10 protein-coding genes are annotated in these 16,399 nt (G+C 67.5%); 6 read left to right on the top strand and 4 right to left on the bottom strand.

The window, feature by feature from the left end:
- Window positions 1-7 precede the first annotated feature (7 nt).
- From ACFWU2_RS01240 to ACFWU2_RS01230, 3 genes are all read right to left on the bottom strand, one after another.
- The gene (locus tag ACFWU2_RS01240) at window positions 8-412 is read right to left on the bottom strand and encodes a molybdopterin-binding protein (protein WP_378599067.1); all 405 of its coding nucleotides are present in this window, start codon (window positions 410-412) and stop codon (window positions 8-10) included.
- 65 nt (window positions 413-477) lie between these two features.
- Window positions 478-4,548 (bottom strand): molybdopterin-dependent oxidoreductase, encoded by a 4,071-nt coding sequence (locus tag ACFWU2_RS01235; protein WP_378599064.1) that lies wholly within the window; start codon window positions 4,546-4,548, stop codon window positions 478-480.
- Window positions 4,549-4,729: 181 nt separating this feature from the next.
- Window positions 4,730-6,184, bottom strand: a complete 1,455-nt coding sequence (locus ACFWU2_RS01230; protein ID WP_378599061.1) for a CCA tRNA nucleotidyltransferase — start codon at window positions 6,182-6,184, stop codon at window positions 4,730-4,732.
- A gap of 75 nt (window positions 6,185-6,259) precedes the next feature.
- On the opposite strand from ACFWU2_RS01230, the gene ACFWU2_RS01225 reads away from it, so the two are divergent.
- From ACFWU2_RS01225 to ACFWU2_RS01205, 5 genes are all read left to right on the top strand, one after another.
- Window positions 6,260-6,865 (top strand): NUDIX hydrolase, encoded by a 606-nt coding sequence (locus tag ACFWU2_RS01225; protein ID WP_378599058.1) that lies wholly within the window; start codon window positions 6,260-6,262, stop codon window positions 6,863-6,865.
- Window positions 6,862-9,282: a glycoprotein gene (locus tag ACFWU2_RS01220; RefSeq protein ID WP_378599055.1), complete on the top strand. Its 2,421-nt coding sequence runs from the start codon at window positions 6,862-6,864 to the stop codon at window positions 9,280-9,282. The genes ACFWU2_RS01225 and ACFWU2_RS01220 overlap by 4 nt, the downstream gene beginning before the upstream one ends.
- Window positions 9,279-13,085, top strand: a complete 3,807-nt coding sequence (gene murJ / locus ACFWU2_RS01215) for a murein biosynthesis integral membrane protein MurJ (protein WP_378599052.1) — start codon at window positions 9,279-9,281, stop codon at window positions 13,083-13,085. Before ACFWU2_RS01220 ends, murJ begins: the two co-directional genes overlap by 4 nt.
- A 133-nt stretch (window positions 13,086-13,218) precedes the next feature.
- Entirely contained in the window at window positions 13,219-13,752 is a 534-nt protein-coding gene (sigM, locus tag ACFWU2_RS01210; protein WP_378600186.1) for an RNA polymerase sigma factor SigM, read from the top strand.
- 67 nt (window positions 13,753-13,819) lie between these two features.
- Entirely contained in the window at window positions 13,820-14,488 is a 669-nt protein-coding gene (locus ACFWU2_RS01205; protein ID WP_378599049.1) for a hypothetical protein, read from the top strand.
- 18 nt (window positions 14,489-14,506) lie between these two features.
- On the opposite strand, the gene ACFWU2_RS01200 is transcribed toward ACFWU2_RS01205, so the two are convergent.
- A complete protein-coding gene (locus ACFWU2_RS01200) occupies window positions 14,507-15,061 on the bottom strand; it encodes a TetR family transcriptional regulator (RefSeq protein ID WP_378599046.1) in 555 nt (184 codons plus the stop codon).
- Between the two features lie 93 nt (window positions 15,062-15,154).
- Between ACFWU2_RS01200 and ACFWU2_RS01195 the strand changes: the two genes are divergently transcribed.
- Entirely contained in the window at window positions 15,155-16,354 is a 1,200-nt protein-coding gene (locus ACFWU2_RS01195; RefSeq protein ID WP_378599043.1) for an NADH:flavin oxidoreductase, read from the top strand.
- Window positions 16,355-16,399: the final 45 nt, after the last annotated feature.

The following is a 16,399-nucleotide window of genomic DNA, read 5'->3' as shown; positions in this document are numbered from 1 at the left end:
ACGCGCCTCACGAGGACCCCCCGGGTGTTTCGATGATGACGGTTGTCGCTTTGACGACCGCGACACCGACGCTGCCCGGTTCGAGGCCGAGTTCCTGCACTGCCTCGGTGCTCATGAGCGACACGACCCGGTGCTGCCCGCACTGCATCTCGACCTGCGACATCACCGGATCCGAGACCACCCGGGTGACGAGACCGACGAATTTGTTGCGGGCAGAACTCCCAACCCCGAGCAGATCCGGTGCCGCGTCGGCCTGTGCCCGCGAGAACGCCGCGAGTTCGCCGCCGTCGACCACTTTGCGGCCGGTGTCGTCCTTGGTCGCACGAAGGGCGCCCTGGTCGATCCAGCGTCGGACGGTGTCGTCGCTGACACCGAGCAGGCGTGCGGCGTCGCGGATACGGAAAGCCGTCACGATATGTTCCGCACACTAGTCACGAACTGGACGATACGTCCGCAGATGCGGTTGCATCAAGCTTCTCAGTAGACGTCGCGCACGTACCGCTTCTCCGCACTCAGTCGATCGACGTATGCCGCCGCCGCCTCCTGGTCGAGCCGGCCGTGGGTCTGCACCACCTCGCGGAGCATCGCGTCGACATCTTTGGCCATCCGCCCGGCGTCCCCGCAGACGGCGAAATGGGCGCCGTCCTGCAACCATCTCCAGAGCTGGGCGCCCTGCTCACGCATGCGGTCCTGCACGTAGACCTTCTGTCGCTGGTCGCGCGAGAACGCGAGGTCCAGCTTGGTGAGGAACCCGTCCGCATGCATCTCCTCGATCTCGTCGCGGTACAGGTAGTCGGTGTCCGACCGCTGGTCGCCGAAGAAGAGCCAGTTGCGACCGGTGTGCCCGGATTCGCGGCGGTCGTGGAGGTAGGCCCGAAACGGCGCGATCCCCGTGCCCGGCCCGACCATGATCATCGGAGTATCACCGGACGGCGGCCGGAAGTGCGGATTCGGCTGCACGAAGATCGGGATGTCGACACCTTTGCTGTGGTCGGCGAGGAAACCGGAGCACACGCCGGCCCGCTCGCGGCCCTCGAATCCGTACCGCACCACCGACACGGTGAGCTGCACCTCCCGCGGGTTCGACTTCGGGCTCGACGAGATCGAGTACATGCGTGGCCGAAGTCGCGTGAGCACACCGAGCCACTCGCCGAGCGGTGCCTTGAACGGGTATTCGGCGATGACATCCATCGCCTGCCGCCCCCACAGCCACCGCTGCAGTTCCATCTTGTTTCCGGGTCGCAGCAGCTTGGCGAGTTCCGGACTCTCGCTCTGCCGCTGCACGAAGCGCAGCAATTCGGGAGTGGCCCTGGTGATGTCGAGATACCGAGCCGCGGCCTCCCGGAGCGGGACGGTGGGGCGATCGACGATTTCGACGGGCGCCTCCGCGTCGAGGGCGGTGACCTGCAGCCATTCTTCGACGGCCTCGGGGCCGTTGGTCGGCATCACGCCGAGAGCATCTCCCGCACAGTATTCGAATTCCGGGTCGAACAGCTCGAATCCGAACTGCCGCACGTCCTTCGACGATCCGCCTCCGCTGAGCGCGATGTTGCGTGTCAGGCGCGTGACGAGCGGGGACTTGCGGGTATACAAGGATGCCCGCGACGGGCCAGGTTGTGCGGGCGCGTCACCGCAGGCCACCAACTTCTGGACCGAGCACACCCACTCGTTCGCGCGGTCCTCGTAGTCCGGTTCACAGTCCACGCGCGGCGCAATCCGGGTCGCTCCGAGATCGGCCAGCCGCTCGTCCACCTTGCGTCCGTACCCGCAGAAGTCGTCGTAACTGGAGTCGCCGAAAGCCAGGACCGCGTAGCGGGTGCCGGCGAGCGACGGTGCGTCGGCACCGCTCAAGTCCTTCCAGAAGGTGGATGCGTTGTCCGGTGCGTCGCCGTCACCGAAAGTACTTGTCACCACCAGTAATTCCGGTATCTCTGTAAGATCCGCGACGGTCAGCGCACCCATCCCGACCACGGTGGCCTCACGTCCCGCGGCACGAAGACGCTCGGCGCAGGTCTGCGCGAACCCTTCGGCGTTCCCCGTCTGCGACGCCCACGCGACCACGACCGGCGGTTCCGGGTTCCGATCCTCGACCGGCTCGGTCGCGGGGTCGGCGTCGACCGCGGCGCCCTGTGAGTACATCCCCGCGAGCAGTCCGTCGAGCCACGCCCGCGTCGCCGGGGGAAACGGCGCCGACGCCGGCAACGAGGGCGCGGCGGTCACATCGGACGACCGCAGACCGGTGAGCAGCCCTGCGAGATAGCGTTTCTCGTCGTCGTCGAATCGGGGAGCGGGGATACCGCCGACTCCGAGTGCCTCCGCGAGCCGTCCGACGACCGAATCGTCTGCGGGCGGGGACGCGGCTACAGGTGCTGCCGCGACTTTCGCCACGGCGACCGCACAGAACTTGAATTCGGGCTGCAGCGACGCGGGATCGACGGCGTCGTTGGTCACGGCGTTGATCGCGCGATCGTCCCCGAACAGGTCGTTCCAGTGGAACGGGGCGAAACAGTTGCCCGGCATCACCCGGTCGGTCACCACCGCCGGGAGGACAGCGCGGCCCCGCCGCGAGGTGATGTCCACCGCTTCACCGTCGAAGATCGAAAATCGCTCTGCGTCCTCGGGATTGATCTCCACGAACGGACCGGGGTCGAGTTTGCCGAGCTTCGCGATCTTGCCCGTCTTGGTGAGCGTGTGCCACTGATGTTGCAGCCGGCCGGTATTGAGAACGAACGGGTAGTCGTCGTCGGGTAGTTCGGCCGTGGGCAGATGCGGCCGGGGGAAGAATCGGGCTCGTCCGTCCGGTGTCGCGAAGGCCAGTTCCGGTATGGATCCGTCGTCGCGGACCACCAGCGTCCGGCTGCCTCCGTCGTTCAGATACCGGACCGGACTGCGATCGTCGATGCGGCCGGGGCCACACGGCCATTGCACCGGACCGTGCCGCAGCCTGTCGTATGTCACGCCACGCAGGTCGTACCCCGTCTGCGGATTCCAGAACTGGGTGACCTCGTCGAAGACCTCCTCCGCGCACGAGTAGGTGAAGGCATCGCCGAACCCCATCTCACAGGCGACGCGCGCGATGATCTGCCAGTCGGGCAGCGCCTCTCCGACCGGTTCGACGGCCTGCTGCAACAGGTTCAGCGTGCGATCGGATCCGACCGTCACGTAGTCGGACTCCGCCCACAGCGCACCCGGGAGGAGGATGTCGGCGTACGCATTCGTTTCGGTCTCGAGAAACACGTCCTGGGCTATGACGAGATCCGCGTTCTCGAGACCCTCGAGAACGGTCGCCCGGTTCGCGACCGACGCCACCGGGTTGGTGCAGATGATCCAGCACGCCTTGATGTTTCCCTGCGCCATCTCCCGGAACATGTCGACGGTGCCGGTGCCTGCTTCGGCGCGCAGTGTGCCGGGGGGCAGCGCCCACTGCTCTTCGACGAACACCCGGTCGTCACCGGACAGCACGCTGCGCTGGCCCGGCAGGCCCGGACCCATGTAACCCATTTCGCGGCCGCCCATCGCGTTGGGCTGACCGGTGAGCGAGAACGGGCCGCTTCCGGTGCGGCAGATCGCACCCGTGGCGAGATGGAGGTTGCAGATCGCGTTGGTGTTCCACGTGCCGTGGGTGCTCTGGTTGAGCCCCATCGTCCAGCAACTCATCCACTCGCCGGCCTCGCCGATCCATCGTGCAGCCGTCCGGATGTCGTCTTCCTCGAGGCCGGTGATCCCGGCGACGAGAGCGGGCGGGTACCCGGCGAGGAACTCCTCCATCGCCTCCCAGCCCTCGGTGTACTCCTCGACGAAGTCGCGATCGACGTGCCCGTTCTCGACGATCAGGTGGAGCAGACCGTTGAGCAGCGCGAGGTCGGTACCCGGTGCGACCTGCAGGAACAGATCCGCCTTGTCCGCGGTGGCGGTGCGGCGAGGATCGACGACGACGAGCTTGGCCCCGGCTCTGACGCGTTCCATCATCCGCAGGAAGAGGATGGGATGACAGTCGGCCATGTTCGAACCCGAGACGAAGAACAGATCGGCGTGCTCGAAGTCCTCGTACGAGCCGGGTGGCCCGTCCGAACCGAGCGACTGCTTGTAGCCGGTGCCCGCAGAGGCCATGCACAACCGCGAATTCGATTCGATCCTGCTGGTGCGCACGAATCCCTTGGCGAGCTTGGTCGCGAGGTATTGCGCCTCGAGCGACATCTGTCCGGAGACGTAGAACGCCACCGCATCGGGTCCATGGGTTCCGATGATCTCCGTCAGACGGCGCGCGGTTTCGGTGACGGCCGCGTCCACCGGCACCGGCGAAGGAGCGCCGCCGCGGCGGTCACGCACGTACGCGGTGTCGAGACGGCCCCCCGCGGCCAGCATCTCCGCACTCGTCGAACCCTTGGTACACAGGCGACCACGATTGGTGGGGTGCTCCTTGTCGCCGTACGCCTTGACCACCCTGCGGGCACCGGTATCGGGATCGGTGGCGACGTCGAGCACCATGCCGCACCCGACACCGCAGTAGGAGCACGCGGTCTTCACCGTCGTGATGTCATCCCGCATCCGAATCTCCTACCCGGCACCGCGTCCGCCGGCAGTGAACCGAGGGCCACGCCGTTGCCGTCGCCGATACGACGACTTCCATGCTGCGGACTCGGTGTTTCGGACGCGTCACATGGGATGAGCGCGCTGTGACATCTGGCTCACGGGTGCCGCGAGGTGGTGTGAGGTGCCGGCAACACGCTCAGGACTTCGGTTGCTGCTCCCACCATTTCAGGAGCTCGGCCTCGGCTTCGTCTCGATCGAGTGGACCGCGATCGAGGCGCAACTCCTTGAGGAACTTCCACGCCCGGCCCACCTCGGGGCCCGGTGGAATGCCGAGAACTTCCATGATCGCGTTGCCGTCGAGATCCGGACGGACCTTCGCGACGCCCTCTTCCTCCGCCAGCCGCGCGATGCGAACCTCGAGATCGTCGTAGGTGGCCTGCAGTGCCGCGGCGCGCCGCTTGTTGCGGGTGGTGCAGTCGGCCCGAACCAGCTTGTGGAGCCGGGGGAGGAGATCCCCGGCGTCGTGCACGTACCGCCGCACCGCCGAGTCCGTCCATTGACCCTTGCCGTACCCGTGGAAGCGCAAGTGCAGGAACACCAACTGGCCGACGTCCTCGATCATCTGCTTCGGGTACTTCAGCGCTCGCATCCGCTTGCGCACCAGCTTCGCCCCGACCACCTCGTGGTGATGGAAGCTGACGCCGCCGCCGGCCTCGTTGCGCTTGGTGCCGGGCTTGCCGATGTCGTGGAGCAGCGCCGCCCAGCGCAGCACCAGGTCCGGGTCGCCGTCCTCGAGATCGATCGCCTGGGTGAGCACGGTGAGCGAATGCCAGTACACGTCCTTGTGCTGGTGATGCTCGTCGATCTCGAGCTTCATCGCGGGAATCTCGGGGATCACGCGCTCCGCCAGGCCGGTCTCCACCATGCACTCGATGCCGTCGACCGGATGGTCCCCCAGAATCAGCTTGTCGAGTTCGGCCCGCACCCGCTCGGCGCTGATGCGCAGGATCTCGTCCGCCATCTCCCGGATCGCCGTCCGGACCCGATCGGTGAGCGAAAAGCCGAGCTGAGAGACGAATCGTGCCGCTCGCAACATGCGCAGCGGGTCGTCCTCGAACGAGTCCTCCGGCCGAGCCGGAGTATCGAGAACACCTGCGAGCAACGCGTCGAGCCCACCGAGTGGGTCGACGAACTCACCGGCGCCGTCCGGACCGATCCGAACTGCCATCGCATTGACGGTGAAGTCACGGCGTACGAGATCGTCCTCGAGACTCGTCCCGTATTCGACGACCGGATGGCGGGTGACGCGGTCGTAGGCGTCGCTGCGGAACGTGGTGATCTCGAGTTGCTCGGATCCCTTTGCCGCGCTGACCGTGCCGAAGTCGATACCGGTGTCCCACTGATGGTCCACCAACCCGCGCAGCAGTTCCTGGACCTTCTCGGGGCGCGCGTCCGTCGTGAAGTCGAGGTCGGTGCCCAACCGGCCGAGAAGCGCGTCGCGGACGCTCCCGCCGACGAGATACAGCTCATGGCCCGCCTCGGTGAACCGCGCACCGAGTGGGGCCAGGACATCGGACAACGAGCGCAGAGTGACGTCGGCTCCGGCGAGCAACCGGGTTCGGCGGTCGAGGTCTGCGGTGGGGGAGTTCACGTCTTTGCACCTTACCGAGCAGGGCGTTCGTGTGGTTGAGCCGGGACCGACGGCGGTACATCTACTATCTATTAGGTGTCGCCCGCCGAACGTGCCAATCGCAACCGCCGCAGCTCGCGGCGTCGTGGCACGAGCGCGAAAAAGGCTGCTCAGGGCGGAGCACCCGGTGCACCCGGTGCGCCCGGCCCTCGACTGCGCACCGTCCGCGAGACATCGGCCGGAGGGCTGGTCGTCGACGGACTCGGCGGTCCACCCGACAAGTTGTGCGCCGCCTTGATCGGGCGTACCGACCGTCGCGGCCGCCTGCTGTGGTCGCTGCCGAAGGGGCACATCGAGCGCGGCGAGACCGCCGAAATGACCGCGATGCGCGAGGTGCACGAAGAGACCGGTGTCCGCAGCACGGTGCTCGCCGAACTCGGCAGCATCGACTACTGGTTCGTCACCGAAGGCCGTCGTGTCCACAAAACGGTGCATCACTATCTTCTGCGTTACCTCGGCGGCGAACTGTCCGACGCGGATGTCGAGGTCACCGAAGTCGCGTGGGTTCCGCTCCGTGAACTCCGGTCTCGGCTCGCCTACGCCGACGAACGTAAGCTCGCCGACGTCGCAGACCAGCTCATTGCGGAGATGCATCCCGAATCGCGTCCCCGCACCGACGAACCGGGGGCCCATCTCGGATGACGGCGGTGGTTTCCCGAACGGGTGCCGCGGTTCTGGCCGTGCTCACGCTCGTTCTCACAACGATCGGTGTGGCGATCCCCGCACCCGCGGCGGCGCAGCCGGACTCCGAAGGCACCCGGTTTCTCGATCTGAGCATCGACGAGGTCACCCCGTCGGTGGTGTCGCTCACGAGTGAATCGGTAGTCGAGGTCACGGGCACCGTCACCAATGTCGGCGACCGGGACGTCGAGGACGTCTGGGTGCGGCTTCAGCGCGCACCCGTCATTTCCGACCCTGCTGCCCTGCGCACCTCGCTCTCCCTCGACCAGTCGGGTTTCGACACCGCGGGCGAATTCGAACAGGTCACCGACCGACTCGGCCGCGGCGACCGCGCCGAGTTCACGATCGAGCTGCCCCTGCGTTCCGAACTCGAACCGTCGCTCGGCATCGACACCCCCGGTGTCTACCCGCTGCTCGTCAACGTGAACGGCTCGCCCGAATACGGCGGCCAGGCCCGTCTGGACGATGCCCGTTTCCTGCTGCCCGTGCTGGGAGTGCCGGCAGGCGAGGAACCCTCCGGCCCGCGAACATCGGCGTCCACCCCATCGGGCGGAACCGCCGGAACTGCGCTCGAGCGCGAGACCGAGACCTTTCCTGCCGTTCCACCCGAGGTGTCGCGCCCCGTCGCTGTCTCGATGCTGTGGCCCTTGGCCGACACGCCACGGCTCGCCTCCGGTGTCCCCGGATCCGTGACGGAACCCGCCCGGCTCGTCGACGACGTGCTCGCCACGTCGCTGGCCGAAGGAGGACGGCTCGACGGGTTGCTGCGCGCGGCCGAACAATCCCTGGAGACCGATCCGCGCGTCACCGAAGGCATGTGCCTGGCGATCGACCCCGACCTACTGGTCACGGTGGCGAACATGACCCGGGACTATCTCGTGGTGGACGACCCGGCCGATCCGATGGGGGCCGCGAGTCCCGGAACGGGTACCGAGGCGGCGATCGCGTGGCTCGGCCGCATCCGGGCACTCGCGACCTCGATGTGCACGGTGGCGGTGCCGTTCGCCCAGGCGGACCTGACGGCGCTCGCCGAACTGGACGATCCCTCCCTGACCGTCCCCGCCTTGCGGTCCCCGAGCACCCTCGTCGATACGATCCTCGGGACCACATCGCTCCCCGGTGTCGTGTGGCCCGATTCCGGTGTCCTCACCGAGGACGCCGGGCTTCTCGTCGCCGCGGACGGCCCGGTCACGGCGGTACTCGCCGACACCGCGGTGGACGACGGCCGCGCCGCCATGAGCGGCGCATCTCCGCGCAACAATGTCCGGGTGTCCGGAGTCGACGGACTGACGGCCGGCCTGTTCGACGCTGCGGCCTCGGCGGCACTCGCCGGCATGGGCGACGCGCCGTCGACCCCCTCGTTCGTGACCAAGGCCGCGCGCTACGACCTCGCCGACGATTCCGCGACCGCCCGGTTCCAGGACGCGCTCGGCGCGCTGGCGTGGCCGGCGCTGGCCCCGTCGGTGGACGCGGCATCGGGACTGCCGCTGCCCGCGCCCGGCCGGTCGGTGCTGTTCGCTCCGCCGCAGGTCTGGTCGCCTTCCCCGGACGAGGCCTCGGCCACGCTGTCCATGATCTCGTCACTCATCCGTTCCGGAACGGCGACCGCTCGTCCCTTCACCGAGTTCGTGGCGGCCGCCGCAGCCACCGCAGACGACCCGAATACCTCCGTGCTCGACTACCCGGAGCAGGCCGTCACCGACGGTGTTCCGGCAGAGGTGGTCCGGATCGCCGCCGAGCAGACACCCCGGCTCGATGCCCTGCAGGCGGCATTGATCGAGGACCCGCAGGCCCAGCTCACACCGCAGGAGTTCCTCACACCGCTGCGGGAGGACCTGCTGCGCGCGATGGCGTCGGCGGGGCTGCGGGGCGACGATCCCGAGCAGGCAGCGGACGCCGCGACTCTGCGCGCGGTGGAAGTCGAGGAGGCCGTGGACGGGATGTTCGCGGGAGTGACAGTGCTCTCACCGGGCGGTGTGTACACCCTGACCTCCGAACAGAGTCCCCTACTGTTGGTGGCGCGCAACGATCTGCCCGTGGGCATCACAGTGCGGTTGCACGTGGACGCGCCGTCGGCGATGGAGATCACCGATATCGGGCCGACACAGCTCCCTCCGCGCGGTAGCCGCACCCTGACGGTGCCCGCTCAGATCAGCGACTCGCGGAAGCTCGAACTGGAGTTCTCGCTCACCACGGAATCCGGCCTGTCTCTCGGCAGTCCGACGAACGTGACGGTACGTTCCAATGCGTATGGCCGGATTCTCGCCATCGTCACGGGCTGTGCGGGAGCACTCCTGCTGTTCCTGGCGGGCAGGCGGCTTCTGCACCGATTCCGCGGGGAACCGGATCCAGCCGACGAAGGGTACGAACGAGAATGACGGGGAACGCGACCCGCGACGACGTGAAGTCACCGACGACTTCACCGGACGTCACCGGTGCCGGTCCCACCGGCCGGAAGGTTCCGAGCCTGCTCGCGGCCACCGGCTCCATCGCCGTCGCCACCCTGGTCAGCCGGATCACCGGGTTCCTCAAGCAGCTGCTGATCCTCACGCTGCTGGGTGCGAGTGTCGCGTCGTCGTTCACCGTGGCCCACCAGATCCCCAACATGATCTCCGAGCTGGTCCTCGGCGCCGTCCTCACCTCGATCGTGGTGCCGGTGCTCGTGCGGGCCGAACGCGAGGACCCGGACGGCGGCGAGGCGTTCGTCCGTCGTCTGTTCACCGCAGCCGTGGTGCTGCTCGGCGGCGCGACGATCCTCGCGGTCGCCGCCGCGCCGCTGCTCACGACGCACGTCTTCCTCGACGACTCCGGCAAGGTGTCGACGTCACTGACAACAGCCCTGTCGTACCTGCTGCTGCCGGCCATCGTGTTCTACGGGCTGTCGGGCCTGTTCACGGGCATTCTCAACACGCGGCAGGTCTTCAAGCCCGGCGCGTGGGCACCCGTGGCGAACAACGTCGTCGTACTCGTCGTGCTGGTCGTCTATTACCTGATGCCGGGGGAGATCACCCTCGATCCGGTGCGCATGAGCGACCCGAAGCTGCTGGTCCTCGGCCTCGGTGTGCTCCTCGGCGTGATCACCCAGGCGATGTGCCTGATCCCCGCGCTCCGCCGCGAAGGCATCAATCTGAAGCCGCTGTGGGGCCTCGACGACCGCCTGCGCCAGTTCGGCGGTATGGCCGCGGCAATCGTGCTGTACGTGCTGATCAGCCAGATCGGCATGATCTTCGCAACCAATATCTCGTCGGGCGCCGATGCCGCAGGCCCCGCGATCTACAACAACGCGTGGCTGCTGCTGCAGTTGCCGTACGGCGTTCTCGGCGTCACCGTGCTCACCGCGATCATGCCGCGACTGAGCCGCAACGCCGCCGAGGGCGACACTCCCGCGGTCGTCGACGACCTGTCGGTCGCGACCCGAATGACGATGATCGCGCTGATTCCGATCGTCACGTTCCTCACGATCGCGGGCACGCACGTCGGGACCGCGCTGTACGGCTACGGCAATTTCGGTGCGGGCAACGCGTCCCTGCTCGGCCAGGCGGTGAGCTGGTCCGCCTTCACCCTGATTCCCTACTCGCTCGTGCTCATCCACCTGCGGGTCTTCTACGCGCGGGAACAGGCGTGGACCCCCACCTGGATCATTCTCGGCATCACCGCCGTCAAGATCGGCTTGTCGGCGCTCGCTCCGGCCGTGGCGAGCAGCGACCAGCAGGTCGTCGTCCTGCTCGGTGTCGCGACCGGTCTCGCGTTCACCTGCGGCGCGTTCATCGGTGGGTTTCTGCTGCACCGCACCCTCGGCGACCTGCGGATGGCCAACGTGGGGCGCACGATCTGGCACGTGGTGCTCGCGTCGGCGGCTGGGGCGGTCGTCGTGCTCGTCGCCGACAAACTCCTGCAATTGGACGCCCTTGCGGACCGCTTCGGCGGCCTCGGCTCGATGGTGCGTGTCGCGATCAGCGGCGTGCTGATGCTGCTCGTCGCACTCGTCGGCATGTATCTGCTCAAGGTTCCCGAAATCATGGCGATCGAGGCCGCCGTACGCCGCAAGATCGCCGCGGTGCGCGGTGGCGGTGCGGAAGAGCCCGAAGCCGAACTCGGCGAATCCACGGCCACGTCGCCGGCCGATACCGGTGCCTTCCCGGCCCGCCGTCGCTTCGGCTACGACGCCTACCCGGAGTCCGACTTCGAGAAGACCGTCGTACTGCCGCGCATCGACTACGGCGACTACGGGGTCGGACCGTACGACGCGATCACCGAAGTCATGCCCGCGATCAGAGACGTGCCCCGTCCCGTCGAGGCGCAACAACAACTCCCGTACCCTGGTCAACAGCAGATTCGACACGGGCGCCGTGGTCCGCGCTACTTCGCGGCCCCCACGGGCGATCCTCGTCTCCGCACCGGAAGTGGACGAGTCGACAACGAAGGAGTGAGGGTGAGCGACGACCACGCCGCCGGCAGGTCCACAATCGACGCGTCACAGCAGGCAGGATCGACGCCGGTCGGCAACGAACAACGGCCCACGCCGCCGAGTGCGCCTCGCGACACCCATCACGACACCGGGGTCATACCCATCGGGTCTCCTCAGCTTCCGCCTGTCCGGGTCCCTGGTTCGGCCCCCCGCCGCACCATGCGCGGACCGGAACTCATCGCCGGCGCGTCCGTGGCCGGTGGCCGGTACCGGCTGCTCTCACCCCACGGTGGCGCACGCGGGCTGCGGTTCTGGCAGGCACTCGACGTCAAACTCGACCGCGAGGTGGCACTGACCTTCGTCGACGCCGATCAGAGCGCTGCCGACGGCACCGGTCCGGACTCTCCGCAGGCCATCCTGTCCCGGACGCTGCGGCTCGGCCGGATCAATTCGCCCGGACTGGCACGTGTCCTGGACGTGGTCCGGGGTAGTTCGGGCGGCATCGTCGTCGCCGAGTGGACGCCCGGTCGTTCGCTGCGCGAGATGTCCACCACGCAGCCGTCCCCGCTGGGCGCTGCCCGGGCCGTTCGCGCCCTCGCGGCGGCGGCCGAGGCCTCGCACCGTGCGGGCAGCGCGTTGTCGATCGATCACCCCGACCGCATCCGGATCAGTGTCTCCGGCGACGCGGTCATGGCGTTCCCGGCAACCTTCTCCGACGCGGATGCCGTCTCCGATGTGCACGGTCTCGGAGCCAGCCTGTACGGATTGATCACCGGTCGGTGGCCACTCGATGAACCGACCGCTCCGGGACGGCCCCCGGCCCCGCATCACAGCGGCGCGACCATCGGTGGCATGCCGGAAGCCGACCGCGGCGCCGACGGCAAACCGGTCGAACCCAAGGTGCTCCGCCCCGACGTTCCGTTCGAGATCTCGGCAGTCGCCGTGCGCGCTCTGAACACCGACGGTGGCATCCGCACCGCGGCAACGGTGCAGCACATACTCGACCAGGCGTCGGTGGTGGACCAGAAGACCGACCTGATTCCCGCGCTCCGCATCGGCCAGCGCGCGAGCATGACCGAAACCCATGCCTTGGCCGACCCCGAGGCGCTCGAACAGAAGAAGAAGCATTCCCAGCGCATGCTCGTTGCGCTGATCGGCCTCGGTATCACGACGGTCGTGCTGCTCTCGCTGATCGGGTGGTGGATCACGAATCTGCTCGCCGGCGACACGAGCGATGAGCCGCTCACCAGCCAGGAATTCGGTCTCACGCCGACCGCCGAGGCACCTGCCGCACCCGAGTCCGCATCGGAGGAGGCGGCTCCGGCCGCAGCCGGGGGACCGGTGCCGGCATCCGCGGTGACGGTGTTCTCGCCGCAGGGCACCCCCGATTCTCCGGCGTCCGCGTCGCTGGCGATCGACGGCGACCCTGCCACGGCGTGGAGCACCGACGCGTACTTCGATCCCTTCCCGTCGTTGAAGAGCGGGGTGGGCCTGCTGGTGACGCTGGAGGACGCAGCGACCCTCTCGTCGGCGAAGGTCACGTCCGAGTCGCCCGGTACCGTGCTCGAAATCCGCAGCGCGCCCTCGGATTCGACGTCCCTGGACCAGACACAGGTGATCGGCCAGGCGACACTGGGATCCGGTGAGACCGAGATTCCTCTCGACGCCGACGGCCGCACCACGCACGTGTTGCTGTGGATCACCGGGCTCAGCTCCGACGGTGGCAGCAACAAGAGTTCGATCTCCGAGATCGAGTTCATCGGCTCGGAATAACCGGATCGCCCCGAGCGCAAGCCGGGGCAATCGCCGTGCGATCGGCTACCATCCGCGCGTGCGAATTTTCGGGGGGATCGCAAAAATCGCCGTGCCCGACGACTCTGTGCTCACAGAGGTGCCGGGCACGTTCGTGTCCGACGCAGACTTGTTGTCGGCACACGCGGCCGGCGATCGGGAAGCGTTCGCGACACTGCTGTCGCGCCATTACGACCATTTGTGGCAGGTCGCGCGACGTACCAGTTACTCGCCGGAGGACGCGGCCGACTCATTGCAGGAAGCTCTCCTGTCCGCGCATCGTATGGCTGCGAACTTCCGTGAGGACGCCGCGGTCCGTAGCTGGATGCACACCATCGTCGTGAACGCGTGCCTGGATCGCATCCGGCGCAACAAGGTTCGGCCCACGGTTCCTCTCTTCCCCGACGATTCCGAAACTCCGCGTGCGGGGCGGGATTCCATCCACGACACGGAGCTTGCCCTCGATGTGAAGACCGCATTGTTCACCCTTCCACCGGATCAGCGCGCCGCGATCGTGGCGGTCGACGTCGAGGGATATTCGGTGCGAGAAGCGGCCCGCCGGCTCGGAGTACCGGAGGGGACGGTCAAGAGCCGGTGTGCGCGGGCACGTCGCAAACTCGCGGTCCTTCTCGGCGACCTACGGGAGTGAGGGAACCGAACACGGGTCCGGATCGTCTTACTCTGGTGAGGACAACCCATCCGCGAGGAGAACGCGCATGAACGAGGACGAGATACCACGTCCGCCGTACTCGCACGACCTGCTCGCCGACCTGCACGCGGGCGTGCTGGACGACACCTCGGCCGACAAGCTCTGGCCTCTCGTGCGCGCCGACCCGGAGGCCGCGGCCGTCGTCGCACGACTCGACGCGGTGCAGTCGCGTCTCGGCAGGCTCCGCGACAGCGATCCGTCGGAACCGATTCCTCCGGCGGTGGCTGCCCGGATCGATGCCACTCTGGCTACTGCTCAGCGACGACCCGCCCGAACATGGCTGGCGGGCGCCGGGGTTGCCGCGGCAGCGGTATTCGCCGGGGTGTTCGCACTCGTCCTGCTCCACTCGGCGCCCGGGGGAGACGACGACGCGGGTAGCGACGCCTACGCCGCCCAGGAGAGCGACTCCGTGTTCGAGCCCGCCGAGCTACGCTCGATCGTCGGCACGACTTCGCTCGGTCCCCTCTCGGATACGGTTCGACTCCGGGAGTGCTTGGAAGCCAACGGTTTCGCGAATTCTCCTCTACTGGGATCGCGACAGACGGAATTCCGCGAACGTGAAGCGGTCCTGCTGCTCCTCGGTGGACCGCAACCCCCGCAACTGACCGCGGTGATGGTCGGAACAGACTGTGACGCAGACACTCCCGCTACTCTGGCGGTTCATACCATCGGATAGGCGTTCGGTGGTGCGTCGTCACTCGGCGATGGTCAGCAGCAGATGAAGTATCCGCGCGCGCAGCGCCGGGGTGTCGTCCTCCGCGGCGATCAGCCCGGTGAACAGTGCGGTTCCGGCCGCCATCACGAGCGCCGCGCGGGCATCGAGTTCCGCGTCCCCGTCACCGTTCTCGGTGAACAGCGCGGTACTCGGACCGCTGAAGGTTCGCCACAGTGCGCGGCGAAGGTCCTCGTGGTCACGCAGCGCCGCGAGTAGTCCGGGTAGGGCGGCGCGAACCTCGGGTCTCGAGAAGAGTTCGTTGCTCCCCGCGACGACCCATTCGATCCAGCCCTTGCGATCGATCCCGTCGTACGGCGACAGATCGGGTGCCGAGCCGAGCAGCGCATCGAGCACCAAGTGCGCCTTGCTCGGCCACCTGCGAGTCAGTGCGGCTCGCCCGACTCCCGCGCGCGCCGCGATCGCCCGCATGCTGAGGCCGTCCCACCCGTCGCGGACGAGCATCTCGCGGGTGACGGCGAGCACTTCACTGTCGATTCGAGGATCTCTCGGACGTCCCGCAGGTACAGCTGACATGGGCTCTCGTGTGAGTGGGACCAGACAGTGCCTGGCGTGTGATCGGAGTTATAGTCGGCCTATTACGATACCACTGGCATCGAAAGTAGGGTCATGACTTCGCCGCGATCCACCGTCTTCGAACCCGCCCGCCTCGGGCCTCTCACGCTCCGCAACCGCATCATCAAGGCCGCGACGTTCGAGGGTGTCATGCCCAAGGGTGCGGTCACCGACAAACTCATCGACTTCCACGCCGAAGTCGCACGCGGCGGTACCGCGTTGACGACGGTGGCGTACTGCTCCGTCTCACCCGCGGGTCGCGTCCACCGCGACACCCTCGTTCTCGACCGCGACGCCGTTCCCGGGCTGACCCGGCTGACCGAGGCCGTCCACCGGGAGGGCGCACTCGCGTCCGCACAGATCGGGCACGCCGGACTCGTCGCCAATCAGCTGTCGAACGGAATGAGCACCACCGCCCCTTCCACCCGGATCAGCGCCCCCGCGATGGGCCTCGTCCGCGGCGCGACGCTCGAGCACCTCGACGCCATCGTGGAGGAGTATGCGTCGGCCGCCCGTTATGCCGTCGAATCCGGATTCGATGCGCTGGAAGTACACCTGGGACACAACTACCTTCTCAGCTCCTTCATGAGCCCCAACCTCAACAAGCGGACCGACCGCTACGGCGGAAGCATCGCCAACCGCACCGCTTTTCCCCGGCGGGTACTCGCCGCCGTGCGCGCTGCGGCGGGTGATTCGGTCGCGGTCATCGCCAAGTTCAATATGACCGACGGCGTCCCGAAAGGACTGTGGCTCGACGAGTCGCTGCCCATGGCCAAGCTGATCGAGTCCGACGGCACCATCGACGCCATGCAGCTGACCGGTGGCAGCTCGCTGCTCAACGGCATGTACTTCTTCCGTGGCGACGTCCCGATGAAGGAGTTCGTGCAGTCACAGCCGAAGGTCATCGGCTGGGGCCTGAAGGTGTACGGACCCAAGCTCTTCCCGAAACTGCCGTTCGAGGAAGCGTTCTTCCTCCCGATGGCCCGGCAGTTCCGGTCCGAACTGTCGCTGCCGCTGATCCTGCTCGGCGGCATCAACCGCATCGACACCATCGACAACGCCCTGCACGAAGGCTTCGAGTTCGTGGCTATGGGCCGGGCGCTGCTCCGTGACCCGTATCTGGTCGACAAGTTCCGCAACCACACCGCGGACGAAGGGTTGTGCATCCACTGCAACAAGTGCATGCCGACCATCTACACCGGAACCAAATGTGTGATCCGGGAGACCCTCCGGGATGTTCCGGGCGCGGTCTGACACCTCCGTCCGGCGCGTGCGCACGCGCTGTGGCATGACGCACGC

This window comes from Rhodococcus sp. NPDC058639, assembly GCF_042717545.1.
Taxonomy (GTDB): Bacteria; Actinomycetota; Actinomycetes; order Mycobacteriales; family Mycobacteriaceae; genus Rhodococcus.
The sequence above is the reverse complement of the archived record's forward strand: the minus strand, read 5'-3'. Positions and strand labels throughout refer to the sequence as shown.